This is a genomic window from Gammaproteobacteria bacterium, from assembly GCA_034522055.1.
In the GTDB taxonomy this organism is placed as follows: Bacteria; Pseudomonadota; Gammaproteobacteria; order JAABTG01; family JAABTG01; genus JAABTG01.
Map to the genome: position 1 here is coordinate 811,694 of JAXHLS010000002.1, position 24,076 is coordinate 835,769.

Here is a 24,076-nt window from a genome sequence, read left to right on the forward strand (position 1 = left end):
GGTCTAGCCCGCTCCCGGGCCGCCGGCCACCGCCGCACGCATGGCGGCGATGAAGCTTTTGACGGCCTCATGTTTCATCTTCATGGATGCGCGGTTCACCACCAGCCGGGAGCTGATATCGGCGATATGCTCCAGGGGCACCAGGCCGTTGGCCCTGAGGGTGTTGCCGGTATCCACCACGTCCACGATGCAATCCGCCAGGCCCACGATGGGGGCCAGTTCCATGGACCCATAAAGCTTGATCACCTCCGCCTGCATCCCCTTGGCGGCAAAGAAGGCACGGGCGGAGTGCACATACTTGGTCGCCACCCGCAGCCTGCCGGGGCCGTCGGCGGCACCGGGCCGCCCCGCCACCATGAGGCGGCAGCGCGCGATATTGAGGTCCAGAGGCTCGTAGAGCCCCTCCCCCGAGTGCTCCATGAGCACGTCCTTGCCGGCCACCCCGAGATCGGCAGCGCCGTACTCCACGTAGGTGGGGACGTCGGAGGCGCGGATGATCACCAGCTTGATATGGGGCTCATTGGTGTCGAGGATGAGCTTGCGGCTGGTCTCCGGATCGTCGGTGGGCCTGATACCCACCCGCTCCAGCAGCGGCAGGGTCTCCTCGAAGATCCGCCCCTTGGACAGAGCGATGGTCAAAGACCGCGGATCAGTCATCCCCGTCCCCCCAGCCGGGCACCCGGCGAATGCGGGCACCGAGTTGGGCCAGTTTCTCTTCGATGCATTCATACCCCCGGTCGATGTGATAGATGCGGTCCACCACCGTGTCCCCCCTGGCCACCAGGCCGGCCAGCACCAGGGAGGCCGAAGCCCGTAGATCGGTGGCCATCACCGGCGCCCCCGTGAGTTTCTCCACCCCCTGGGTGACGGCGGTGTTGCCCTGCACGCGAATGTCGGCCCCCATGCGTTGCAGTTCCTGGACGTGCATGAAACGGTTCTCGAATACGGTCTCGGAGATGAGGCCCGTGCCCGCCGCCACGGCATTCATGGCCGTGAACTGAGCCTGCATGTCCGTGGGAAAGGCGGGATAGGGGGCCGTACGTATGTCCACCGCCCGCGGCCGCCGGCCCTCCATGTCCAGTTCAACCCAGTCCGCACCGACGTTGAGACGGGCGCCGGCCTCATCGACCTTCTCCAGCACCGCATCCAGCGTAGCGGGCCGCGTATCGAGGATGCGAATGGAACCCCGGGTAATGGCCGCCGCCACCAGATAGGTGCCGCTCTCTATCCGATCAGGCAGGATGTCATAGGCGGTGCCGTTGAGCACGTCCACGCCATGGATGGTGACGGTATCGGTGCCGGCTCCCTCGACGTCGGCCCCCATGGCATTGAGACAGTTGGCCAGGTCCACCACCTCCGGCTCCTTGGCGGCGTTCTCGATGACCGTGGTCCCCGCGGCCAGGGTGGCCGCCATCATGAGGTTCTCGGTGCCCGTCACCGTCACTTGATCGAGGAACAGGTGGGCCCCCTTCAGGCGCTTGGCCGAGGCGTGGATATAGCCCTGGTCGACGGAGATGTCGGCACCCATCTTCGCCAGCCCGTCCAGATGAAGATTGACCGGGCGCGTACCGATGGCGCAACCGCCGGGCAGGGATACCACGGCCTTGCCGAAGCGGGCCAGCAGGGGACCGAGCACGAGGATGGAGGCCCGCATGGTCTTGACCAGTTCGTAGGGAGCGAAAAAGTCCGTGATGGTGGAGCTATCGGCCTCGATCACCATGCGCTCGTCCACCACCAACTGCACCCCCATACGTCCGAGCAACTCCATGGTAGTGGTGATGTCGTGGAGATGGGGCACGTTGGCCACGCGCATGGGGCCATCGGCCAGCAGGGTGGCCGCGAGGATGGGCAGCGCCGCGTTCTTGGCACCGGATATGCGGATCTGTCCCGCCAGGGGCACACCACCACTGATGATCAGTTTGTCCATGGGATTCGTCGCGGGCGAATTCAGTCCCTGGCTGCCGCCTCTGCGGGCGTCAGGGTCTTGAAGGACAGGGCATGGATGGCGTCTGTCTGGAAGCTGTCCCCGAGGGCATCATAGACCATGCGGTGTTGCTGGAGCACGGACTTGCCCGCGAACTGCTCGCTCACGATCACCGCCTCGAAGTGGCGGCCGTCGCCGCCCACGGTGACCTGACAGCCGGGGAGACCCTGCTCGAGGAGGGCCTTGATCTGTTCTTCATTCATAGTACTTCCAACCGGGTTGAGTAGGGTGCCGCCGTGACTCGCCAACGGCATGACGGGACGGATTCATGAGGTCAACGGCGCGGATTGTAACCTCAGGGCAGGAGTTCGCGCAGGTTGCTGGCCCGGGCGATGGCCTCCATCTGGGCGGGAATGTTGGTGAAATGGACCTCCATATCCCGCTTGTGCGCCTCGCGCATCCACTCCACCAGCAGGGCAAGCCCAGCACTGTCGGCGCGGGTCACGCCCGCCAGATCGAACACCAGCCGCCGGTGACGCCCCGAGAACAAGGCCAGGGACGAGCGCCACACATCGGGCACGGTGGCGAACTGCAGCGGGCCCTTGACCTCGAACCAGTCGCCTTCGGCATCCCGCACCTCCACCACGCTCACCGATCCAGACTTTGATTGCGCTCGGCCAGCATGGCGATGAGCCTGTCGATGCCGTGGGATCGGATCTGGCCGGCGAAGGACGACCGATAGTTGCTCACCAGGCTCACCCCCTCAATGGTGACATCGTAGACCATCCATCTGCCATCGTTGCGATGCATGTTGTAACTGATGGGGATGGTGTAGCCGCCACCCTGCCGGACCTCCGTGCGTACCAGCACGTCTTCGCCCTCGGTACGCACCCGCACCGGCAGGTATTCGATCTCCTGATCGGAATACTCGGTGAGGGCCGTGGCATAGGTCTTCACCAGCAGTTGCCTGAACTCCTGCTCGAAGCGCTCCCGTTGCTCCGGCGACGCCTCACGCCAGTAACGGCCGAGTACCCACTTGGACATGCGCTCGAAATCGAAGTGAGGTAGCACCACCTCGTTTACGAGTTCGTGGATCAGGGCCTCGTTCTTCACCAGGGCCTCGCGATCCGCCCTGACCTGGCTTATCACCCGGTCCGCGGTCTCTTTCACCAGGCGCGCCGCCTCGTGCACGGGCGGGCCGGCGACCGCGGAGCCCCCCCATAGCAACAGGAAGAGGGAAACGCCTGCAATCAATCGGGACATGCTCATAATGTTTTTCTGCCAAAGGTACATGGATGCCGGACCGCTGCCACCCGGGCCATCGCATAGCGGGCGCAGTCGGGCCGGCCTCAGGGTGCGAAGGGATCCTGGGGGTCGAAATCACCCGTCCCGGCCGGTGGTGCGGCCGGCCCGTCGGCGGCCTGGCTGTAGAGGAACTGCCCCACGATCTGTTCGAGCACCAAAGCGGACTGGGTGATCAGGATCTCATCGCCGTCCTTCATATAGTTGTCGTCACCGCCGGCGTCCAGGGCGACGTATTGCTCGCCCAGCAGACCGGCGGTGAATATGTTTGCCATGGTGTCGGCGGGGATCTTGTCATAGCGGGCGCCGATACCCATGGTCACCCGCGCCTGGTAGGTGCGGTCATCGAACTCAATGGCCCGCACGCGTCCCACGTTGACCCCCGCCATGGTGACCGGCGAACGCACCTTGAGCCCGCCGACGTTATCGAAATAGGCGACGACCTCGTAGCCATCACCGCTGCCGTCCGACAGGGCCAGGTTGCTCACGTGCATGGCGAGCATGAACAGAGCCGCCAGTCCCAGGGCCACGAACACCCCTACGCCCACCTCGACCATCTTGGTATTCACCATCCGCCTGTCCTAACTCTCCCGACTTTCACGTTAAACCTCGTTGAACATCAGCGCCGTGAGCACGAAATCCAGCCCCAGCACCGCCAGCGCCGAGTGGACCACCGTACGCGTGGTGGCGCGCCCGACACCCTCCGACGTGGGCACACAATCATACCCCTCGAAGACCGCTATCCAAGTCACCACGAAGCCGAAAACGATGCTCTTTATCACACCATTGAACACGTCATCACGCAAATCCACCTTGGACTGCATCTGGGACCAGAAGGCGCCGTCGTCCACACCCAGCAGACCCACCCCGACGAAGTAGCCACCGAGTACGCCCGTGGCGCTGAAGATGGCCGCCAGCAGGGGCAGGGACAGCCACCCCGCCAAGAAACGGGGACCCACCACCCGCCGCAGGGGGTCCACCGCCATCATCTCCATACCCGCTAGCTGCTCGGTGGCCTTCATCAGCCCGATCTCGGCCGTGAGCGCCGAGCCCGCCCGCCCCGCGAACAGCAGCGCCGACACCACCGGACCCAGTTCCCGCACCAGGGACAGGGCCACCACCACCCCCAGGGACTCCTCGGCTCCGAAGTCCACCAGGGTGTTGTAGCCCTGGAGCCCCAGCACCATGCCCACGAACAGCCCGGAGACCACGATGATGAGCAGGGACAACACCCCCACGGACCACAGCTGGGCCACCACCAGACCGGCGCGGGGATACAATTCTCCCAGTCCCCACAACACTCGGGCGAGGAACAGATGGGCCCGCCCGAGGCGCTCGAAGAACCCGAGCCCGCCGCGTCCCAAGCGCCGTAGCAGTTCTATCAACCCTCTTCCCCGGCCATCAGGTCTTCCACGTAGTCGCGCGCCGGATAGTGAAAAGGCACCGGTCCGTCCGGCAGGCCCTCGAGGAACTGGCGCACCCAGCGTGAATCGGTGCGGGCCAAGGCTTCGGGCGTGCCCTCCCCCACCACCCGACCGCCCGACAGCACGTAGACGTAATCGGCAATGGCCGCCGTCTCCTCCACATCGTGGGAGACCACCACGCTGGTGAGCCCGATGATGTCGTTCAATTCCCGGATGAGCTTCACCAGGGTGGCCAGGGAGATGGGGTCCTGTCCGGTGAAGGGCTCGTCATACATGATCATCATGGGATCCAGGGCGATGGCGCGGGCCAGGGCCACCCGGCGTGCCATGCCGCCGGACAACTCGCGGGTCTCGAGGTTTCGCGCCCCGCGCAGGCCCACCGCTTCCAGCTTCATGAGCACGATGTCGCGGATGATGGACTCAGGCAGGCCGGTATGCTCGCGCAGGGGATAGGCGACGTTGTCGAACACGTCGAGATCCGTGAGCAGCGCGCCGCTCTGGAACAGCATCCCCATGCGCTTGCGCAGGGCATAGAGGCCGTCCCGGGACAGGCGGTGGACGTCCTGGCCGTCCACCTCGATGGTGCCTGCATCGGGGCGCAGCTGGCCGCCGATGAGCTTGAGCAGGGTGGTCTTGCCGGTGCCGCTGGGGCCCATGATAGCCGTCACCCGGCCCTCGGGAATGGCCAGATCCACGTTATCGAAAATGACCCGTGGACCACGGGAGAAACACAGGCCACGGATCACCACCAGGGCGCCGCCGGCGGCGGTCGGGTCGGCCTCGGGGGTTGTCGGGTCACTGGTGGTCACGATCTCTCCGGCTTTCATCGACGCTTTCAGGCCCCCAACAGGTCGATGATGATCTGGACCTGCGCCATGGATTGGGGCGCCCGCGACGACGCCGGGAAGCATGCCAGCGCAGGTCTGCCCTCCGTGGCCGCCGCGAAGGCCTGCAGATGGGCGGCGAGATGCCGGTTATCGGACGGCGCCTCCGGGAACCTCAGGACCGCGCAGGGTTGGTGAACCTCACCACCGGCGTCGCAGATGAAGGCCGCCGCGGGCGCATCGGGCCCACCCGCGGGTAGGCCATCGCCCCCGGTATAAGGCATTGCGCACACCGCCCGGGGTGCCGCCCAGGCCCCCAGGGCGTCAAGCCAGCCCGGCGCGGGCGGAGACGACGCCACCACGCCGCCGAGGCAGGGCCCGAGGGCGCGCAGCCCGGGCCCGACCCGGACCAGGGCCGCCGGAGCCACCTCCACCCAGAAGGCGAACCCGGGGGGGACGTCCTGCAGCCAACTCTCCACCTGCCCCACATCGGTCGCGGCGAAGCGATGGCCGGGCACCAGGACGGCGCGGAACTCGTTGGCATAGTAGCCGAGACGCCATTCCCGGGGCAGGTCCGGGGGATAGAAGGACCCCGCCCAGTGGTCGTGATCCCAGCCGATGCTGCCGACGACGATGGTCACGGGCTCAAGCGACGGGTCCCTGCACCGTCCTCCCTCAGGGACGGTCGTCCACCGCCTCGGCGCCTTCCTTCTTGGGCGGCATGAGATCGGCCTTGCTCACCCCCAAAGCCAGGGTCACGGGGCTCGCCACGTACAGGGAGGAGTAGGTGCCGATGATGACGCCCATGATGAGGGCCGTGGCGAAACTGTGAATCAGCTCTCCCCCCAGGAAGAACAGCGCCACCAACACCAGTAGCGTGGTCAGGGACGTCATGATGGTGCGGGACAGGGTCTCGTTGAGGGAGCGGTTGATGACCTCGGCCGGACTGCCCTTGCGCATCTTGCGGAAGTTCTCCCGCACGCGGTCGAACACCACGATGGTATCGTTGAGGGAATAGCCGATGACCGCCAGCACCGCCGCCAGCACCGTGAGATCGAACTCCAGCTGGAATACCGAGAACAGGCCCAGGACGATCAGCACGTCGTGGGCCAGGGCGGCCACCGCCCCCAGGGCGAAACGGTACTCGAAGCGCACCATGACGTAGATGAGGATGCCTCCCAGGGCCGCGAGCATGGCCAGCCCGCCCTGCTCCGTGAGTTCATCGCCCACCTGGGGGCCCACGAACGCCACCCGTCGCAACTCCACCGGGTTGGAGGCGTCCCGTCTGAGGATGCCGATCACCTGGTCGCTGAGCTCCGCTTGGGACAGGGCCTCCCGCGGTGCCAGACGGATGAGCACGTCCCGGGCGGTGCCGAAATGCTGCACCACAGCATCGGTGAAGCCGGCCTCGGCCAACCGCTCACGCACGGGCTCCAGTTCCACCGGCCGCTCGTATCCCACCTCCACCAGGGTGCCGCCGGTGAAATCGATGCCGAAGTTGAGGGTCTGCACCGCCAGGGAGGCCACGCTCACCAGCAGCAAGACCCCCGAGACCAAGAAGGCCGTTCGGCGCCTGCCCATGAAGTCGAAAGTGGGGGTGGTCTTGAACAATCGCATGGCGGATGGCCTAGATGGACAGGCGGGCCACACGGCGCCCGCCATAGATGAGGTTGATCACCGCCCGCGTGCCCATGATGGCCGTAAACATGGAAGTGATGATGCCGATGGACAGGGTGATGGCGAAGCCCTTGATGGGGCCGGTGCCGAAACCGAACAGCACCACCGCCGCGATGAGGGTGGTGATGTTGGCATCGGCGATGGTGGATACCGCCTTCTGGTAGCCCGAGTGGATGGCCGCCTGGGGCGTGTTGCCGTTGTGGATTTCCTCACGGATACGCTGGAATATCAGCACGTTGGCGTCCACCGCCATGCCCACGGTGAGGACGATGCCGGCGATGCCCGGCAACGTCAGGGTGGCCTGGAGCATGGACAGCACGGCGACGATGAGCACCAGGTTCATGGCCAGGGCCAGGTTGGCCACCAGCCCGAACACCCGGTAGTAGACGGCCATGAACACCAGCACCAGCACGAATCCCACCATCACCGAGCGGAAGCCCTGTTCGATGTTCTCCTGACCCAGGCTCGGGCCCACCGTGCGCTCCTCGATGATCTCGATGGGGGCGGCCAGCGCACCGGCGCGCAGCAGCAGGGACAGGTCCCGGGCCTCCTCGGTGCTGTCGAGGCCCGTAATCTGGAAATTGGCGGCGAACTGCTCGCGGATGCGCGCGGCGTTGATCACCTCCTCGATGGTCTGCTTGATCTTCACCGGCTCGCCGTCCCGCATGCGGGTGGTGACCTTGTTCTCGATGAACACCACCGCCATGAGGTTGCCGATGTTGTTCTTGGTGAAGTCGTTCATGATGCGCCCGCCGCGACCGTCGAGGCGGATGTTCACCATGGGGCTGCCGTCGCGGCTGTCGATGCCGGATTTGGCGAAGGTGATGTGATCGCCGGTGAGGATCACGCGCTTCTCGAGCAGGATCGGCGATCCGTCACGGTGACGGTAGAGCTTGGACCCCACCGGCACCCGGCCATCGAGGGCATCCTGGACGTTGCCCTCCATATCGACGGCGCGGAACTCCAGGGTGGCCGTGGCCCCGAGGATATCCTTGGCGCGGGCGGGGTCCTGGACGCCGGGCAGCTGCACCACGATGCGCTCGAGGCCCTGCTGCTGGATCACCGGCTCCGCCACCCCGAGTTCGTTGACGCGGTTGCGCAGGGTGGTGATGTTCTGCTGCAGGGCGAAGCGCTTGAGCTCCCGGGTGGCCGTCTCCGAGAGGGCGAGGCGGAGATTGAACTCGGCCCCCTCCTCATCCTCGGTCACCACCAGGTCATCCATCTCACGACCGATGAGGGTGGCGGCGACGTCCCGTTCGTCCTCCTTCCTGAAACGCACCAGGATGCCACCCTCCTCCTGCAGGGTGACGGTCTTGTAGCGCACCTTGTCCTTGCGCATCAGGGTGCGCAGGTCCCCCACGAAGCGCTCTTCCGCCTGGGTCACGGCCGCCTCCATGTCCACCTCCATGAGGAAATGGACGCCTCCCCGCAGGTCGAGGCCCAGGTACATGGGCAGGGCACCCATGGAAGTCAGCCACTCCGGCGCGGAGGGCGCCAGATTGAGGGCCACCACGTAGTCGTTCCCCAGGCCTGCCTCCACCGCCGCCTGGGCCGCGAGCTGCTCATCGGCGTTGCGGAACCGTAGCTGTAATCTAGCCTCTTCCAATGTCACTTCCGTGGGTTCGAGGCCCGCGGCGGTCACCATGGAAACCACCCGCTCCCGGACGGTCTCGTCCATGGGGGCGCCCCGCCCCCCCGAGACCTGGAGGGCCGGGTCCTCGCCATAAAGGTTCGGCAGGGCGAACAACAGGCCGATGAGGGCCACCGCCAGGATGAGCAGGTACTTCCACAGGGGGTAGTGGTTGAGCATGAGGGACCCTGGCCTTAAGCGGCCTTGATGGTGCCCTTGGGCATGGCCGAGGCCACCGACTGGCGCTGTACCTTCACCTCCAGGCCCTCGGCAATCTCCAGGGTGATGAAATCGTCACCGACGTTGGTGATGCGCCCCAGCATCCCGCCCACCGTCACCACCTCGTCACCCTTCGAGAGTTCTGACACCAGTTGCCTGTGCTGCTTGGCCTTCTTCATCTGGGGCCTTAGCAGCAGAAAATAGAAAATGACGAACAGCAGGATGAGGAACACGAAGTCCCCCATGCCGGGTGCACCCGCCCCCGAACCCTGGGCATACGCGTCGTTGATCAGAAAATCCATAAACCTCTCCCACTGCGGTTGACGAGGATTGAAAACCCGCGATTATACATTGATGGATGATCCGGTGAACGGGGGATTGATCATGGCCCCCCGGACGCCTGGTCACGGTGGAATTCCGCGGCGAAGGAGGCCAGGGTCCCGGTGGCGATGGCATCCCGCAGACCGGCCATGAGCCCCTGATAGTAATGAAGATTATGAATGGTGTTGAGGCGGGACCCGAGGATCTCGCGGCTGCGGTCCAGGTGATGCAGGTAGGCGCGGCTGTAGTGACGGCAGGTGTAGCAGCGGCAGCCTTCTTCCACGGGCCCCGTGTCGTCGCGGTAGCGGGCATTGCGCAGCCGGACGACGCCGTGGCGGGTGAACAGGTGGCCATTGCGGGCGTTGCGGGTGGGCATGACACAGTCGAACATGTCCATGCCGCGGCTCACCGCCGCCACCAGATCCGCGGGGGTGCCCACCCCCATCAGGTAGCGGGGCCGGGTCGCGGGCATCAGGGGGGCCGTTTCCGCCACCACCCGCAGCATCTCCTCCTTGGGCTCCCCCACCGACAGGCCGCCGAGGGCGTAACCGTCGAAACCCATGTCCATCAGTCCCTCCAGGCAGGCCGCCCGTAGGTCCGCATACATGCCCCCCTGGACGATGCCGAACAATGCCCCCGGGCCGTCGCCGTGGGTGCTGCGGCAACGCGCCGCCCACCCCAGGGACAGCTCCATGGACGCCGCCGCCTCGTCACGACTGGCGGGATAGGGGGTGCACTCGTCGAAGGCCATCACCACGTCCGCGCCCAGGGCCCGCTGCACCGCCATGGACTCCTCCGGCCCCAGGAACACCGGGCTGCCGTCCACCGGCGACTGGAAATGCACCCCCGCCTCCGTGAGCCGGCGCCGCCCGGCCAGGCTCCACACCTGAAAACCGCCGGAATCGGTGAGGATGGGGCCGTCCCAGTGCATGAACCCATGGAGGCCGCCATGGGCCCGGATCACGCTGGTGCCAGGCCGCAACATGAGATGAAAGGTGTTGCCCAGCAGGATCTGCGCCCCGGTCTCCCGCACTTCCTCCGGGGTGACGGACTTCACGGTGCCGTAGGTGCCCACGGGCATGAAGGCGGGGGTCTCCACCACGCCGCGGCCGAACACGAGACGGCCGTGGCGGGCGGCGCCATCGGTGGCGGTGACGGTGAAATCCATGGTCTTCAGGCGGCGTCGGCGCTGCGTGCCAGGAACATGGCATCGCCGTAGCTGAAGAATCGGTAGCGCTCCGCCACCGCCGCCCGGTAGGCCTCCAGCACCCGCCGGCGGCCGGCGAAGGCGCACACCAGCATGAGCAGGGTGGACTCCGGCAGATGGAAGTTGGTCACCAGGGCATCCACCACCCGGAAATCGAAGCCCGGGTAGATGAATATGTCCGTCTCCCCGCTGCGGGGGACCAGTGCCCCCCCCTGAGCCGCCGCCTCCAGGGCCCGCACCACCGTGGTCCCCACGGCCACCACCCGCCCACCCCGGGACCGGGCGCGGGCCACCGCCGCCACCACCTCGGGTCCCACCTCCAGGCGCTCCGTATGCATGCGATGGGCACCGATGTCCGAAACGCGCACCGGCTGGAAGGTGCCCGCCCCCACGTGCAGGGTCACGGTGGCGGTCTCCACCCCCGCCTCGCGGAGCTGCCGCAACATGTCTGTGGTGAAGTGTAGGCCTGCGGTGGGGGCGGCCACCGCGCCGTCCCGGCTGGCATAGACGGTCTGATAGCGTTCCCTGTCCGCCGCCTCGGCGGCGCGCTCGATGTAGGGCGGCAGGGGGATACGGCCGTGGCGTTGCAGCAGATCCGCCATGGCCCCGGGGCCCTCATGGGCGAGCTCGAAGAGGTCGTCACGGCGCCCCGTGACCCGCAGGTCGATGGCGCCCTCGAGACGCAGCAGGCTGCCGGGCCGGGGTGGCTTGCTGGCACGCACATGGGCCAGCACGCGGTCCTCGTCGAGGATGCGCTCCACCAGCACTTCCACCCGGCCACCGCTGTCCTTGACCCCCAGCAGGCGCGCGGGGATCACCCGGGTATCGTTCAACACCAGCAGGTCGTCGCGGCCCAGAATCTCGGGCAGATCCGTGAACAAGCGGTGCCGCGGACCGGCCGGCGCCGGCTCAAGCACCAGCAGGCGGCTGGCCGCCCGCTGCGCCAGGGGGCGCTGGGCGATGAGCTCGGGCGGCAGGTGGAAAGTGAAATCGGAGGTCAACATGGCGCGCGATGGTACCAGAAGCCGGTCGGGTGCAGGCTTTGCCCGCGGGCCCGGCACCCCCTATACTCGCGCGTAACGTGAAAGTCGCGAAGCACGAACTCCCCCTCTCCCTCTGGGAGAGGGATGGGGTGAGGGAACGAACATGGCGATACGCGCTCCTCTGTCATCATCTTGGGCGGCGCGTATCGCCATGAGAGTTAGCGCCGAGGTGGCGGAACTGGTAGACGCAGTGGACTCAAAATCCACCGGTGGTGACACCTTGCGGGTTCGAGTCCCGCCCTCGGTACCATTCAGCCCTTTCCCGGCACCCCTGGCCAGGCCAAAGGCCCTGGCCAGGGGTGCCGGGAAAGGGCAATTTTTAATTCTGAATTTTGAATTGGGTGCGGGCCGCCTGGGACAGGGGCGGGGGGCAGGGGCCCTCAAGTGGGCGGGGGTTCTGCCGCAAAGCCCCTGAAACGGGGCGTGCGTCCTTCAAGATTGGCATGCGCAGACGATTCTCGACGATACCTAAGGAAATCCCATGAGTGATAATGAACAGGCGTGGCAGGCGGCCAGCCAGATGAAGGCCACCAATGTGACGTGGCACTTCAGCCACGTCGGAAGGGAGAGCCGCGAGCAACTGCTCAACCAGAAGGGGGCCACCCTGTGGTTTACCGGGTTGTCGGCCTCGGGCAAGAGCACCATCGCCTTCACCCTGGAGCACCTGCTCATCGAACAGGGCTACCTGCCCTACGTGCTGGACGGCGACAACGTGCGCCATGGCCTCAACAAGAACCTCGGCTTTTCCGCCGACGACCGTGCCGAGAACATCCGCCGCATCGGTGAGGTGGCACGCCTGTTCGCGGATGCCGGGGTCATCACCATGACCAGCTTCATCTCGCCCTATCGTATGGACCGCGACCGGGTGCGGGACCTCCATGACGAGGCCAACGTGCCCTTCGTGGAGATCTTCGTGGACACCCCCATCGCGGTGTGTGAGGACCGCGATCCCAAGGGCCTCTATCAGCGCGCCCGGGCCGGGGAGATCAAGATGTTCACCGGCATCGACGACCCCTACGAGCCACCCCTGGAGCCCGAGATCGTCATCCGCGCCGACCAGATGGACCCGCCGGGTTGCGCCCGGGTCATCATCGAGCGGCTCCAGGAACTGGGCATCACCAACGTCAACGGCGCCCGCCCCGCGGTCTGAACTCTGTAGATCGATGGGTAACTTGTAGGTTGGGGTGAGGAACGAACCCCAACATAACGATGACTCTGGTGAATACCCGTTGGGGTTCGCAAGCTCACCCCAACCTACGAGAGGTTAAAGAACGGCCGGCGTTCATTGTGCCTTCTCCGTTTTTGCTAAGGCGTATTCGCCGCGGTGGCGGCGACGTTGTCGATGAGTCGCGCCGCGCCCAGGCGGGCCGCCCCCAGCACGACGAAGGCGCGGGTGCCGGGGCCAGGAGACGCCAGGGTCTCGGCCTCGCGGATGCTCACGTAGTCCACCGTGAATCCGGCGGCGGCCAGCCGCGCCGCGGCATCCCGCTCCAGGGCGCCGGTGTCCCGCGCCCCCCGTTCCAGGGCCAGGGCGATGTCCCTGAGGGTGTAATAGAGTTGCGGGGCCCGGACACGTTCGGCCACGGACAGGTAACGGTTGCGGGAACTCAACGCCAGGCCGTCGGGGGCCCGCCGGGTGGGCAGACCCACCACCTCCACGTCCATCTGCAGATCCGCGACCATGCGCCGGATGATCCGCAACTGCTGGTAATCCTTTTCCCCGAACAGGGCCAAATCAGGACGCACGATGTTGAACAGGATGTTCACCACGGTGGCCACGCCGGTGAAATGGCCGGGACGCGCCGCGCCACACAGGATGGAGGTGAGTTCCGGCACCTCGACCCGGGTGGTGGCGGCGAGCCCCCGGGGATAGATGGCCTCGGCGGTTGGCGCGAACAGCAGGTCCACCCCGGCGGCCTCGAGGGTGCCGGCATCCCGCTCCAGGGCCCGCGGATAACTCTGAAAATCCTCGCCGGGACCGAACTGGAGGGGATTGACGAAGATGCTCGCCACCAGGACATCGGCGCGCCGGCGCCCCGCCGTCACCAGAGAGAGGTGACCGTCGTGGAGGTCCCCCATGGTGGGCACCAGGGCGACGGACGCCCCGCGGCCGCGGGCATGGGCCACGTCATCACGTACCGCCGCCGGCGCGGTCAGGATTTCCACTGGCCCCTGCCGTCCGTCAATCGAAGCTGTGATCGGCGTCGGGAAAGCGCCCGCCCCGCACGTCGGCGACGTAGCGGGCCACCGCCTGGCGAATGGTGCCACCGTCGGCCAGGTAGTCCTTCGCGAAACGCGGAATACGGCCCGGGGTGATGCCCAGTAGATCGTAGAGCACCAGGACCTGGGCGTCGCAGGAAGGCCCGGCACCGATGCCGATGACCGGCGCGCTCACTGCCCCCCGCAGCGCTACGGCGAGGGACGACGGCACGCTCTCCACCAGCAGCACATCGGCACCCGCCTGTTCGAGGGCGCGGGCGTCCTCGATCATGGCGGCGGCGGTCTCGTCATTCCTCCCTTGAACCCGGTAACCCCCGAGCTTGTGGACGAACTGGGGCCGCAGCCCCAGATGAGCACACACGGGGACACCGTTGTCCGTGAGGCGGGCCACCACCTCGGCCTGGCGGGCGGTGCCCTCCAGCTTGACCATCTGTGCCCCACCCTCGGCCATCAGGCGGGCCGCGTTGGTGAGGGCCTGCTCCGGGGTGGCGAAGCTCATGAAGGGCATGTCCACCATCACCAGGGCCCGGCGGGTGGCCCGTGACACCATGGCGGCGTGGTAGACCATATGGTCCATGGACACCGGCAGGGTGCTGTCCCATCCCTGCACCACCATGCCGAGGGAGTCCCCCACCAGGATCACCTCCACCCCGGCATCATCCAGGATGCGCGCGAACCCCGCGTCGTAGGCCGTGAGACAAGTGAAGCGCTCGCCGGCGTCACGGGCGCGTTGCAGGTGGCTGAGGGTGATCTTCCGGGCCTCGGCGATGGTCATGGCAGGACTCCGGGATTGAAGTGATGGCGGGTGCTGGGGCGCGCCAGTATAGCCTCCGGCCGGCGATCATTGTTCTCCGCCACGTAGGCGGAGTCGGCAGCCGCGGCGACGATCATGAGCATTCCCGGGGTGCCCCTCGCCTCAGTCCAGGGCCGTCAGGCCATGGGCCCCGAGGTCGCCCACCAGGGCCGCCAGGGGCCCCAGACCGGGCACCACGAGGGCGGGAGCGATCTCCAGCAGGGGCACGTAGACGAAGGGTCGCAGGTGAACGCCGGGATGGGGCACGGTAAGGCGGTCGTCCGCCAGGGTGCGATCACCGAAGAGCAGGATATCCAGGTCCAGCGGGCGCGGCCCCCAGCGCTCGCCCTCGCCCCGCCGGCGACCACTGGCGCGCTCAAGGGCCTGCAGCGCGTCGAGCAGGGCGTGGGGTTCGAGGCCGGTGGCCAGGCGGGCCACGGCGTTGACGTAATCGGGCTGGTCCGGGGGCCCCATGGGCGGGCCGATGTAACGGCGGGAGGCCGCCTCGAGGCGGGTGTGAGGCACGGCGTCCAAGTCATGAATGGCCTGGGCGACCCGCCCGGCAGGGCCCTCGAGATTGGCGCCGATGCCGATGTAGGCGGTGACCCCGTCCCTCACGTCGCGGGGGCTTCACGGGGCCGGCGCGGGCGCTTGCGGCGGCGGCGGTTCTTCTTCGGGGCATTGCCGATCATGGCCTCCTGGGCCGACGGATCCGACGCCTGGAACTGGGTCCACCACTCCGCCAGCTCCGCCACCGGCTCCCCCGCCCGGGCGCGAATGAGCAGGAAATCGTAGGCCGCGCGAAAGCGCGGGTGGCCGAGCAACAGGTTCGGACGCTTGCCCGTGGTACGGGTGAGGCGGAGCTGCAGGGTCCAGATCTCCCGCACCATGACGCTGAAGCGCCGCGGCAACGCCACCCGACTCACCTGGGCCGCCAGCACCTCGTCCGCCGCCTCCTGCATGGCCTCCTGCTCGCCCAGGTCCCCGGCCAGCCGTTGCATACGCTCGCGCAGCGGCTCCCACAGGAAGGCAGCGAACAGGAAGGCAGGATTCACGGCCTTGCCCTCCTGTACCCGCTGGTCCGTGTTCTCCAGGGCATGGGCGATGAGCAGTCGTGGAAACCCCTCCTGCTCCTCGGCCAACAGGGATTCACTGGCCGGGAACAGGCGGCGGTAGAGGTCGTAGTGGCGCAGCAGTTCGAAAGTCTCGAGGGCGTAGCCGTAATGGAACAGCTTCAGCACCTCATCGAACAGCCGGGCCGGCGGAATGTCCACCAGCAGTTCCCCCAGCGTTGGCATCAGTCGCTCGATCTCGCCATCCACCCGGAAGCCCAGCTTGGCGGCGAACCTCACCACCCGCAACATGCGTACCGGGTCCTCCCGTAAGCGCGTCTCGGCATCGCCGATGAAGCGCAGCAGACCGTTCTCCAAGTCCTCCATACCCGTGGTGTGGTCCACCACGGAGAAGTCGCGAATGTTGTAGTAGAGGGCGTTGACCGTGAAATCCCGGCGCAGGGCATCTTCATCCAGGGTACCGTAGACATTGTCCCGCAGGATGCGCCCATCCACACACTCGCCCTCATCCCCCTGGCTGTGGTGAGCCCGGAAAGTGGCGACTTCGACAATCTCCTGACCGAAACGCACGTGCACCAGGCGAAAACGCCGGCCGATGAGCCGGCTGTTGCGGAATTGCGCCTTGACCTCCTCGGGCTCGGCATCGGTGGCCACATCGAAATCCTTGGGCTCACGGCCGAGCAGCAGGTCACGGACGCTGCCGCCCACCAGGAAGCCCTCGTAACCGGCCTTCTTCAGCCGATAGAGCACCTTGAGGGCAGCCTCGCTGATGTTGCTGCGCGAGATGTTGTGGGCCTCGCGGGGGATGATACGTGGCGGGGCGCCGGTGGCGCCGTCGGCGGCATTAGGGGTTTGCTGGTTCACAAACGATATTCTTCACTTGGCCTCGGGTGATTTCAAAACGGAGTTGATGAGGACTCCTCCTTCAGTCAAGGCGGGCGGGGGCACATACGGAACCGGAAGGTCGGCGCAGAGATCAGGCCCAGACGGAAACCTTGTGAAGGCACTCAGGACGCGTATAATACCACGCCCTCAGGGCAGCGCTTAAATAAAGCGTTACCCCGCGGCCCCGCCACCATGGCAACCGGGTGCTGCGGTACCGAGCCAATACGCGATGCTTCGCATCGACATTGCTCGGACTCCCCATGAGACAACCGCCTCGACGGCCCATGTCCTGGCACCATGGGCATAGGGGAAAGCCCGAGTCGTTGCAGTAACGAAGGTCCACGTCCCCTTCGTCTAGCGGTCAGGACATCGGCCTCTCACGCCGGTAACAGGGGTTCGATTCCCCTAGGGGACGCCATTTTTTCTTGTTGCTCTCGCCAAGAACGCCAAGAAGGCTTTAGCATTTTTTCCTCATAGCCCACATGCCAAGCCTCCTGCGGAGGCTCATCACTTTGCAGGCGACAAGCGGCCAAACGCCGCTATTCTATCCATTCCCGGACCCTTACCACCATGACCAGCCGACTCGTTCAAAAGCGACTCTTCAAGGAAACGCGGGAATTCGAAATCATCGACGATACGGTGACTGTCCGCATCAAGACCCCGTTCAAGGAAAAGGAGCTGAGCGTGGTGTTCACGATACTGAACCCCGAACCCGTCATCGAGGATGGCTTTCTGCATTTCCATAGCCGCGTCAAATGCGGGCCGCTGCTGTCGCTGTATCTGAACAAGCCGAACCCCGCGGAGTTCAATGCCTTTGTGGAGGAACTCAAGCGGCGGGCACAGGCCTATAGCGTCTTTTTGGGGGACGGCCAGGCCACAAGGCCGCAGGCGCCTGGCGGGAACAGCGTCGACGAGCCACCGGAGTTTGTTGACTTCGGACAGGACCGCAAGGCAACCCATAGAAAGGACGTCAATGTGGACAGGGTGGAGACCTCGATCCAGATGCTGGACCAGTATCTCGGGGCGGAAGACATCAGGCCCCTGGTCGCGGCGCTGGAAGCACTCAAGTCGGAACCGCAAAACCCATCCCGTATGGCGCAACTGGCCGAGGCGTTCAATGACCTCGGTCTCCTGCAAGGTGCCGTTTTGACCTATGCACCCTATATCGGCATCCTCCTATCCGATGACCCCTTCGGCGATTCCTGAATCGTCACCATCCATCAAAAGAAGGCTCGTCAGCAGAATTCATGGGTGTTGAGAGAAGAATTTCCTCTCGCCAAGAACGCCAAGGAACCTGTTTGATTGTCGGGATGAATCCCGACCTACATCCGTGCCAAATGAATGGGCGGTTCGTGGTGTTGTGAGCCCCGCAGGCGTGCCTCCACGCGCATGGCCGCCATGAGCTGCTCATCGGCGACTCCCGGATACAGCGGATAGAAGCGCTCGACTTCCATGACATTGTCGCGGGCCGCCTGTTCCAACCGCAAGCGGTCGGCTTCAGCCAGGCCATGCAACATGAGCAAGAGCGGTGCCTGGCGCCGCACATAGCGCTGGCAGAGCTGGCGGTCGGCCTCGTCGTCCCAGTCCTCGGACACCAGTAACGGCGGAAACGGCGTCGTCTCGCCGGCCCGCCGCTGAAACCAGGTGGCACATGGATGGCGCCCGGCCCGTTCGTTGACGAGGCCCTCCAGGCGGTAGTTCACCGGTGGGATGCCGCCTTGCTGTTCCTCGACGGTGGCCGGGATGTTCATCCTTGCCGCCGGTAAGGCGGTCCACTCCGGCCGCTCCGGGTAAAGGGCCATCTCATCGGCCTGGGTACAGGAGAAGATCAGGGCCAGGGGCGCCTCGTCGCGGCCGTCCAGCAGCCAGTACTCATAGTTATCGGCGGCCGGGAACGGCAGGGCGACATCGGCCAGGTAGTCCGCCAGCTCGTCGATTTGCCCATCGACCTGGGCGCGGTCGAAGAAGGCGGGCAACCCCATGCGCTCGGTACGGCCGTTCTGGATGCTGGCGATGGGCACATAACGCTGGCGTATCGGCTTGCCGTAGAGCTTGTTCTCACGCTCCTGCTCGGCGTCGGGCGGGAGCCGATACTGCATTTCCCAATGCTCCCCGTCCAGGGTGAGCGCCCGCACCCTGTGGCCCTCGACGATCTGCATCTGCCCCGAAAAAGGCGAGAGCAGACGCTTGGAGTAGGAGCGGATCATGCGGAACCCCTAAACGGTTCTTGCCACGGCGCCACAGTCTCGCGGGCCCGCGCCTGTCCGGGGCACCCACCCCGGGCGGCCGTCGCCCGCCCCGGGGTGGGATGCGCCGGCGTCAGGCGGCCCGGGTGTCGCCGAACACGAAGCGCGGTTTGAGCCAGTAGACCAACAGCGGCAGCAGGGTCAGGGTGGTCACCACATCGATGAGCAGCGCCTCGGAGATGTAGATCCCGAGGCCCCAGGTGTTGGCCAGATCCGTGTTCATGAGGGGAATGAAACAGGCCAGCAACACCACCACCGACATGATGACCGCCGAACCCGTGGTATTGAGGGTATTACGCAGGGCGTCGGTCCACTGGCCGCCGGTGGCCTGCATCTCCTCCCGCAACCTCGACATCATGTAGATGCCGTAGTCGATGCCCAGCCCCATGGAGATGGACAAGGCCGTGAGCAGATGGAAGGCGAGGTTGCCCGACCAGTTGCCGGTAGCGGACATGTAGCCGCCGAGGCCGTATTGGGCGAACAGGGTGATGAACAGGATCACCATGAGGATGATGGACACCACGACGGACCGGAAGATCACCGCAGCGATGAGGAACACCGCCAGGGCGGTGATGAGCGGGCTCTTCAGCCACTCCTCCATGGCCACCTCGCGGGTGGCCTCGGTGGCCCCCAGGAAGCCGCCCACCCCGGGACGCACGTAGTCCGGCCCCTCCTTGGACAGGGCGTTGACGTCCCCCGAGAAGTCCGGGTCGTCGGGCGTCCAGCAGCAACGCAGACCGAAGTTCGCCTTGCTGAAACCGGGGTCGTTCTTGTGGGCCTCCACGTAGTCCATGATGTCCACGGTCACCTCGTGGGTCTCCCGCGGATGCATGGTATTGATGAAGCCCATGATGGCGCCCTCGTTCCAGTCCCTGGAGACGAAGGAATCCATGTCCCCGGCGCTGGTCATGGTCTCCAGCAGACCGTTGTAGAGCTGCACCAGATCATCCGGCACCCGAGTGTCATTGGGATCGATCGACTCGAGGTATTCCCGGGTGGGGATCCGCAGGTCCGTCATTTGCGGTTGTTCCCCCGGGTCCACCGCCAGCAGCATGTTCACCAGCCGCACGTACTGGGCGTAGGAACCGGTGAAGCCGATGAACTTGTGGTCCCGCATCCAGTTCTCCATGGCCTCGATATCCGCCAGCACCTCGGCATCGTTGTAGATGCCCTGGGCCCCGCACACCTCCGGGTCCCAACAGCCGAGTTCGCGTTTGCTGGCGAGACACGCCGCCGTCTTCTCCTCCGGGTCCTCGATGTCGAAGAGTTCCTCGGGGAAATACTTGTCTATGCACAGGGGCGCCGTGGGCTCCTTGCCGCGGATGGGGATGGAGACGGAGATCACCCCCGGCATGATCTCGTTCAGGCGCTCGATGTGCTGGATGGTGATGGACTTCTCCTTGAAGGCGGCACGGGCGTAGTTGATGCCCTTCTCCACCCCCGGCATGATGTCTCCCTCCTCGGCGAGGCGTTCCGCCGCCAGGGGGTCGCCCTTCCAGTTCATGATGTTGGTGTAGTAACCGGACACGCCGACCACGAGCACCACGAAGCCGATGGGCAGCCACTTGCCGGGCCCCGCCAGCATGCGGGTGATGACCCCGCCGATCTTCTTCTCCCAGGCCCGTTCCTCCTGATAACAGGCCGCCGGCGGCGGGAACTGGATCATCAGCAACGGAATGAGGGTGGTGGTGGTGAACAGCAGGGTCAGCATGCCGAACATGCCGAAATAGGCGTAGGCCTTGTAAAAGGAGATGTCCACCAGGCCCAGGGTGGCGAAACCCACCATGTCGGTGATGATGGCCAGGGTGGCCGGGATGATGGTGCGAGCGATGGCGGTGCGCGCCGCATCGTTGCAATCACCCCTGGAGGCCTGTTCCTGGAGGAAGCGGCGAGTCACCTGCACCGAGTGGCCGATGCCGATGGCCAGCAGCAGCATGGGTGTGAGCACCATCATGGTGGTGAGCTTGAAGGCGGACAACCCCATCAGGCCCAGGGTCATGATGATGGTGGCGGTGACTCCCAGCAGGGGGAACACGGCACCGCGCCAGTCCCGGAACTCATACCACAGCACCGCCAGCACGATGAGGAAGGAAATGGCGAACAGCCACCACTTGTTGACCAGGTCGGCGAGCATCCAGGCGAGGAAATAGGGTTCCCCCGCCACCAGGACCTCGAGTCGCTCGTCCTCGGCGAACTCGTCCATCATGGCGCGCACATCGCGCACCCAGGGCAGGTAGATCTCCTTCACCTCGTCGGTGTAGTCGCCGATGATGTAGGCCGCCTTGGCGGTGCAGTTCCTGGTCTCGTAATCGTCGAATTCGCACAGGTTGCCTGCCGCATCCTCCATGGAGATGAGCATGGGCGCCATCACCGGGTTGCTCTCCACGCCCTCCTTCAGGAAGGCGAGCTGCTGCGCCGCCTTCGCCGGGTCATCGCTGATGCCGGCGGTCGGGATGAGGCGTTTGAACACCAGTCCCGTCTCGTCGGCCCCCATGTATTTGATCTTCTGGGCGGCGATGTCGATGAAATTAGCGGGGCGGGAAGTGGGCAGTTCCACCAGCCGGCGGTGAAGCTCCTGGAGCTTGTTGACGAACCACGCCTGGTAGATGTCGCCTTCTTTGACGCGCAGGGCGAACACCATGAGGTTGCCCATGCCGAACTTCTCCTCGGCATAGAGGTTGGTCGCCACGTAGCGGTTGCTGGGCGGCAGCAGGGTATCGGGGTCGTTGCGGATATCGAGGTTCGGCACCTGGGTGCCGGCCAGGATGGTAAAAACCAACAGGATGGCGATGAAGGGCCAGCGGAAGCGGATGACGAAGTCGGCGTAACGATCCGCCATCCGCTGTTCTTTCTGGAGGTGATTATTCGCCGACTGCGCCATTGAAGGTTCTCCTCGGAATAAACACGGTTCGATGCCCGCCGGCGGGCGACAGCATCAACAAAGGGGGACCCGCGACGGGCCGGGACGCTTCCAGGGCAAAGTCATGGCCGGTCACCGCCGGCCGATAGGAGAATCGGCCGGCGGCCCGGCATGGCCTCACTCGAAGATGTAACGCAGACCCACCTGGAGACTGGACGAGTCCTTGAACTGCCCGAACTGCGTGTCCTCGTCACCCCAGTAGTGGTTCCACTCCGCGGTACCGATGAGGAAATCGGAGAACTGGTACTGCACGTCCAAACGGTTCCATTTGCCGCCGTCTTCCTCGTAGATGAAGATGTTGTTCCAGCGATGCTCGTCCGACGGCCCGAAGGGCTTGGACAGGAACAGGGAGTAGAACTCCTGATTCTTATTGTCTTTCTTCAGGCTGTTCTCGAGGGACATGGAGGCGAAATCGGCGGTGTATTTGGAGCAGTCGAACTGGGCTCCCGTCTGAGTGAAACAGGTGCGTTTCTTGTCCTCGAAATCCAGGTTGCGGAACTGGATGAACTGGCCACTCACCAGCAGGTTGGTAAACACCGTCACATCTACACCGATGACGTACTTGAATATGTCCTGCTCCTCAGGCTGCAGGGCGCCTTCCAAATCACCGATGGAGAGAAGCCGCTTGTCCACCACCGGCTGCAGGGTATCCTTGTCGTAGAGGAATTCGCCCCTGATCACCGTGGGAAACTTCCATCCACTCACACCGTAATCGAAAGAGGCGCCGAAGCTGTGGATGCGGTTGAGGCTTTCAGTAAAGCGCAGTTCGGCGCCATTGGGGCTGAGGCCGTTGGATCCCAACTTTCCCATTAGGTCGGGGTTGAAGGCGCCGTAATAGGTGTTGAAATTTGGATCATTAGGATTGAGGTTCTTCAGGAGGACTGTCACGGGTGCTTCCGTGGTCAAGTCACGGGGAGCTTGGCTCCGAAGAACCGGGTCACCGTCTGGCAATACTGCTCCACCACCCAGGTTGGTATCTGCTTTGCGCAATTCCGTTACAAGCTTCGTCTTTGTCTTCGCATCATGCCAACTGATATCCACCGACGGGTTGGCGTCATAGTGGTAGAAATAGTTGAGGGAATAGTTGAAACCGTTGGGTAGACGCTGGCGGAACCGTAAGCCCGCGTTGGCATTCTCCTGCTTGTCCGGATAGTCTCTGACATAGGATGTCTCGACCGGTCCATGAGGGCCGCCCAAACCACTATTGCCGGCAAAAGTATTAAAGGTCGCAAAAGTGGCGTTGGGCATGTGCTCGAACGCCGAGCGCGGGTCTCCCGGCCGCCATATCACAGTGCTAGGAACGCCACCCTCTCCTTCTTCCGTCATCAGGTTTGTTTGGCTGTTGTTGGCATTCGGGTCGTTCGGCCCCAGGACCCCTCCCTGGGCGATATTGTCTAGCAACCTGAATCCGGTGCACGTGCTGCCCGGGGGGGTCGATGTGAAACAGGGCGAAGCCGTATCGGAATCGGTGCCATTGGGTACGAAGGTAGGGGTAATGAAGCCCGCGTTTACGGTCCAGCCCTGGCCAGCGAAGCCGTCAACGGTGGTGCCGGTAAAGGGGGCAAGGCCCAATGGGCTCGCGGCACCGCCGATAAGCCCCCCGAAGGCACCGCTAGTAAAGCTGGTGGCTACCCCGGCCAGGTTGGGTGCGATGTTGAGGAACCCATTCACCTGCCCCGTAATGGTATCCACGCCCTTGAAGATGAAGGGATGGCCGGCGTCGCCGTCGCCGTTCAAGCCGGCGAACTTGTTCTCCTCCACCTGGGAGACGATGAACTGGATGTTGGAGGCGTCGCCCACGTTGCGCTCGGCCTTGACCATCCAGATGGGGATGCGGGAGTCCTCGAACTGGTTCTGCACCACCTCGCGGAAGTCCGTGGGGTTGACGATGTCGAGCAGCTTGATGCCATCGGCAGTGCCCCACACGATCTGCTGCTTGCCGACGCGGACGTCCCAGTCGCCGGCGTAGATGTCCAGGTAGAGTTCCCGCAGCCAGTCGTGCTGGCTGTAGAGACGGTGGCCCTCGTACTCCACGCCGCCATCGTCGATGGCCTTGGAGTCGTAGATGATGTTGATGTCACCGTGCCATACGATGTCGTCGGTGACATCGCCGTTGAGGAACAACCGGGCCGAGTTCTCGAACTTCAACGCCTCGCCCGCTTTGCGGGTGTCGCTGTCGTCGATGGCGCTACGCGCGCTGCCGGTGGGCTGACCGTCCTGGACGAATATGGAGGTCTCGTTCTTGATGAAGCCAAAGGTGCTGATCTCCGCAACCGCGGCGCCGGGCAGGGCGATGCCCAGGGCCACCGCGAGGGCCAAAGGTGAAGGTTTCATGGCCATTAGTTGGTTCCCCCGAAAAACCGAATTT

Annotated in this window: 24 protein-coding genes and 2 tRNA genes; 4 read left to right on the top strand and 22 right to left on the bottom strand. The window is 65.0% G+C overall.

Translation table 11 applies throughout. From position 1 onward, the window contains the following. Positions 1-3: 3 nt before the first annotated feature. The 14 genes from hisG to queA form a co-directional block, all read right to left on the bottom strand. Positions 4-657, bottom strand: a complete 654-nt coding sequence (gene hisG, locus U5S82_03935; protein ID MDZ7750808.1) for an ATP phosphoribosyltransferase — start codon at positions 655-657, stop codon at positions 4-6. Next, entirely contained in the window at positions 650-1,927 is a 1,278-nt protein-coding gene (gene murA, locus U5S82_03940) for a UDP-N-acetylglucosamine 1-carboxyvinyltransferase (protein ID MDZ7750809.1), read from the bottom strand. The genes hisG and murA overlap by 8 nt, the downstream gene beginning before the upstream one ends. A gap of 20 nt (positions 1,928-1,947) precedes the next feature. Then, positions 1,948-2,187: a BolA family protein gene (locus tag U5S82_03945; GenBank protein ID MDZ7750810.1), complete on the bottom strand. Its 240-nt coding sequence runs from the start codon at positions 2,185-2,187 to the stop codon at positions 1,948-1,950. Between the two features lie 92 nt (positions 2,188-2,279). Beyond that, positions 2,280-2,576, bottom strand: a complete 297-nt coding sequence (locus tag U5S82_03950; protein ID MDZ7750811.1) for an STAS domain-containing protein — start codon at positions 2,574-2,576, stop codon at positions 2,280-2,282. After that, positions 2,573-3,193 carry an ABC transporter substrate-binding protein gene (locus U5S82_03955; protein MDZ7750812.1) on the bottom strand — a complete coding sequence of 207 codons (621 nt, stop codon included), beginning with the start codon at positions 3,191-3,193 and terminating at the stop codon, positions 2,573-2,575. Before U5S82_03955 ends, U5S82_03950 begins: the two co-directional genes overlap by 4 nt. Positions 3,194-3,273: 80 nt before the next feature. After that, a complete protein-coding gene (mlaD, locus tag U5S82_03960) occupies positions 3,274-3,798 on the bottom strand; it encodes an outer membrane lipid asymmetry maintenance protein MlaD (protein MDZ7750813.1) in 525 nt (174 codons plus the stop codon). Positions 3,799-3,828: 30 nt separating this feature from the next. Then, on the bottom strand, positions 3,829-4,611 hold the full coding sequence (mlaE, locus tag U5S82_03965) for a lipid asymmetry maintenance ABC transporter permease subunit MlaE (protein ID MDZ7750814.1): 783 nt from the start codon (positions 4,609-4,611) through the stop codon (positions 3,829-3,831). Then, complete coding sequence (locus U5S82_03970) at positions 4,608-5,477, bottom strand: ATP-binding cassette domain-containing protein (protein ID MDZ7750815.1); 870 nt, start codon at positions 5,475-5,477, stop codon at positions 4,608-4,610. The genes mlaE and U5S82_03970 overlap by 4 nt, the downstream gene beginning before the upstream one ends. An 8-nt stretch (positions 5,478-5,485) precedes the next feature. Further along, entirely contained in the window at positions 5,486-6,115 is a 630-nt protein-coding gene (locus U5S82_03975; GenBank protein MDZ7750816.1) for a hypothetical protein, read from the bottom strand. A 34-nt stretch (positions 6,116-6,149) separates the two neighbouring features. Then, positions 6,150-7,091, bottom strand: coding sequence for a protein translocase subunit SecF (secF, locus tag U5S82_03980; protein ID MDZ7750817.1), 942 nt, complete (start codon positions 7,089-7,091; stop codon positions 6,150-6,152). Between the two features lie 10 nt (positions 7,092-7,101). Next, positions 7,102-8,961 (bottom strand): protein translocase subunit SecD, encoded by a 1,860-nt coding sequence (secD, locus tag U5S82_03985; GenBank protein ID MDZ7750818.1) that lies wholly within the window; start codon positions 8,959-8,961, stop codon positions 7,102-7,104. A 14-nt stretch (positions 8,962-8,975) separates the two neighbouring features. Then, positions 8,976-9,302, bottom strand: coding sequence for a preprotein translocase subunit YajC (yajC, locus tag U5S82_03990; GenBank protein ID MDZ7750819.1), 327 nt, complete (start codon positions 9,300-9,302; stop codon positions 8,976-8,978). An 80-nt stretch (positions 9,303-9,382) separates the two neighbouring features. Further along, positions 9,383-10,489 (bottom strand): tRNA guanosine(34) transglycosylase Tgt, encoded by a 1,107-nt coding sequence (tgt, locus tag U5S82_03995; GenBank protein ID MDZ7750820.1) that lies wholly within the window; start codon positions 10,487-10,489, stop codon positions 9,383-9,385. A gap of 5 nt (positions 10,490-10,494) precedes the next feature. After that, positions 10,495-11,532 carry a tRNA preQ1(34) S-adenosylmethionine ribosyltransferase-isomerase QueA gene (queA, locus tag U5S82_04000; GenBank protein ID MDZ7750821.1) on the bottom strand — a complete coding sequence of 346 codons (1,038 nt, stop codon included), beginning with the start codon at positions 11,530-11,532 and terminating at the stop codon, positions 10,495-10,497. 202 nt (positions 11,533-11,734) lie between these two features. Here queA and U5S82_04005 point away from each other — a divergent pair. Together U5S82_04005 and cysC are read left to right on the top strand one after the other, a co-directional pair. Continuing rightward, positions 11,735-11,821, top strand: a tRNA-Leu gene (locus U5S82_04005). Between the two features lie 231 nt (positions 11,822-12,052). After that, positions 12,053-12,721: an adenylyl-sulfate kinase gene (gene cysC, locus U5S82_04010; protein MDZ7750822.1), complete on the top strand. Its 669-nt coding sequence runs from the start codon at positions 12,053-12,055 to the stop codon at positions 12,719-12,721. Positions 12,722-12,876: 155 nt separating this feature from the next. Here the strand turns inward: cysC and panC are convergent, their stop codons facing one another. Genes panC through pcnB form a run of 5 tightly spaced genes read right to left on the bottom strand, consistent with a single transcriptional unit; the run spans position 12,877 to position 16,521 of the window. Then, positions 12,877-13,737: a pantoate--beta-alanine ligase gene (panC, locus tag U5S82_04015; protein MDZ7750823.1), complete on the bottom strand. Its 861-nt coding sequence runs from the start codon at positions 13,735-13,737 to the stop codon at positions 12,877-12,879. A gap of 16 nt (positions 13,738-13,753) precedes the next feature. After that, the gene (gene panB, locus U5S82_04020) at positions 13,754-14,566 is read right to left on the bottom strand and encodes a 3-methyl-2-oxobutanoate hydroxymethyltransferase (protein ID MDZ7750824.1); all 813 of its coding nucleotides are present in this window, start codon (positions 14,564-14,566) and stop codon (positions 13,754-13,756) included. Beyond that, on the bottom strand, positions 14,563-14,688 hold the full coding sequence (locus tag U5S82_04025) for a hypothetical protein (protein MDZ7750825.1): 126 nt from the start codon (positions 14,686-14,688) through the stop codon (positions 14,563-14,565). The genes panB and U5S82_04025 overlap by 4 nt, the downstream gene beginning before the upstream one ends. Positions 14,689-14,707: 19 nt before the next feature. Next, positions 14,708-15,202, bottom strand: coding sequence for a 2-amino-4-hydroxy-6-hydroxymethyldihydropteridine diphosphokinase (gene folK / locus U5S82_04030; GenBank protein MDZ7750826.1), 495 nt, complete (start codon positions 15,200-15,202; stop codon positions 14,708-14,710). After that, positions 15,199-16,521, bottom strand: coding sequence for a polynucleotide adenylyltransferase PcnB (pcnB, locus tag U5S82_04035; protein ID MDZ7750827.1), 1,323 nt, complete (start codon positions 16,519-16,521; stop codon positions 15,199-15,201). Before pcnB ends, folK begins: the two co-directional genes overlap by 4 nt. A 364-nt stretch (positions 16,522-16,885) precedes the next feature. Here pcnB and U5S82_04040 point away from each other — a divergent pair. Beyond that, positions 16,886-16,960 (top strand) — tRNA-Glu (locus U5S82_04040). 152 nt (positions 16,961-17,112) lie between these two features. After that, entirely contained in the window at positions 17,113-17,748 is a 636-nt protein-coding gene (locus U5S82_04045) for a hypothetical protein (GenBank protein MDZ7750828.1), read from the top strand. Positions 17,749-17,864: 116 nt separating this feature from the next. On the opposite strand, the gene U5S82_04050 is transcribed toward U5S82_04045, so the two are convergent. The 3 genes from U5S82_04050 to U5S82_04060 form a co-directional block, all read right to left on the bottom strand. Further along, positions 17,865-18,749, bottom strand: coding sequence for a hypothetical protein (locus U5S82_04050; protein ID MDZ7750829.1), 885 nt, complete (start codon positions 18,747-18,749; stop codon positions 17,865-17,867). 112 nt (positions 18,750-18,861) lie between these two features. Beyond that, a complete protein-coding gene (locus tag U5S82_04055; GenBank protein ID MDZ7750830.1) occupies positions 18,862-21,669 on the bottom strand; it encodes an MMPL family transporter in 2,808 nt (935 codons plus the stop codon). Between the two features lie 156 nt (positions 21,670-21,825). Continuing rightward, positions 21,826-24,048 carry a DUF1302 family protein gene (locus U5S82_04060; GenBank protein ID MDZ7750831.1) on the bottom strand — a complete coding sequence of 741 codons (2,223 nt, stop codon included), beginning with the start codon at positions 24,046-24,048 and terminating at the stop codon, positions 21,826-21,828. Positions 24,049-24,076 lie beyond the last annotated feature (28 nt).

Bases quoted from the DNA above. Each gene is read 5' to 3' on its own strand.
- hisG (MDZ7750808.1), bottom strand. From the start codon at position 657: ATGACTGATCCGCGGTCTTTGACCATCGCTCTGTCCAAGGGGCGGATC.
- U5S82_03945 (MDZ7750810.1), bottom strand. From the start codon at position 2,187: ATGAATGAAGAACAGATCAAGGCCCTCCTCGAGCAGGGTCTCCCCGGC.
- panB (MDZ7750824.1), bottom strand. From the start codon at position 14,566: ATGACCATCGCCGAGGCCCGGAAGATCACCCTCAGCCACCTGCAACGC.
- cysC (MDZ7750822.1), top strand. From the start codon at position 12,053: ATGAGTGATAATGAACAGGCGTGGCAGGCGGCCAGCCAGATGAAGGCC.
- yajC (MDZ7750819.1), bottom strand. From the start codon at position 9,302: ATGGATTTTCTGATCAACGACGCGTATGCCCAGGGTTCGGGGGCGGGT.
- U5S82_04045 (MDZ7750828.1), top strand. From the start codon at position 17,113: ATGACCAGCCGACTCGTTCAAAAGCGACTCTTCAAGGAAACGCGGGAA.
- tgt (MDZ7750820.1), bottom strand. From the start codon at position 10,489: ATGGATTTCACCGTCACCGCCACCGATGGCGCCGCCCGCCACGGCCGT.
- U5S82_03955 (MDZ7750812.1), bottom strand. From the start codon at position 3,193: ATGAGCATGTCCCGATTGATTGCAGGCGTTTCCCTCTTCCTGTTGCTA.
- U5S82_04055 (MDZ7750830.1), bottom strand. From the start codon at position 21,669: ATGGCGCAGTCGGCGAATAATCACCTCCAGAAAGAACAGCGGATGGCG.
- murA (MDZ7750809.1), bottom strand. From the start codon at position 1,927: ATGGACAAACTGATCATCAGTGGTGGTGTGCCCCTGGCGGGACAGATC.
- secF (MDZ7750817.1), bottom strand. From the start codon at position 7,091: ATGCGATTGTTCAAGACCACCCCCACTTTCGACTTCATGGGCAGGCGC.
- queA (MDZ7750821.1), bottom strand. From the start codon at position 11,532: ATGTTGACCTCCGATTTCACTTTCCACCTGCCGCCCGAGCTCATCGCC.
- U5S82_04025 (MDZ7750825.1), bottom strand. From the start codon at position 14,688: ATGCTCATGATCGTCGCCGCGGCTGCCGACTCCGCCTACGTGGCGGAG.
- U5S82_04060 (MDZ7750831.1), bottom strand. From the start codon at position 24,048: ATGGCCATGAAACCTTCACCTTTGGCCCTCGCGGTGGCCCTGGGCATC.
- U5S82_04050 (MDZ7750829.1), bottom strand. From the start codon at position 18,749: ATGATCCGCTCCTACTCCAAGCGTCTGCTCTCGCCTTTTTCGGGGCAG.
- mlaD (MDZ7750813.1), bottom strand. From the start codon at position 3,798: ATGGTGAATACCAAGATGGTCGAGGTGGGCGTAGGGGTGTTCGTGGCC.
- secD (MDZ7750818.1), bottom strand. From the start codon at position 8,961: ATGCTCAACCACTACCCCCTGTGGAAGTACCTGCTCATCCTGGCGGTG.
- U5S82_03970 (MDZ7750815.1), bottom strand. From the start codon at position 5,477: ATGAAAGCCGGAGAGATCGTGACCACCAGTGACCCGACAACCCCCGAG.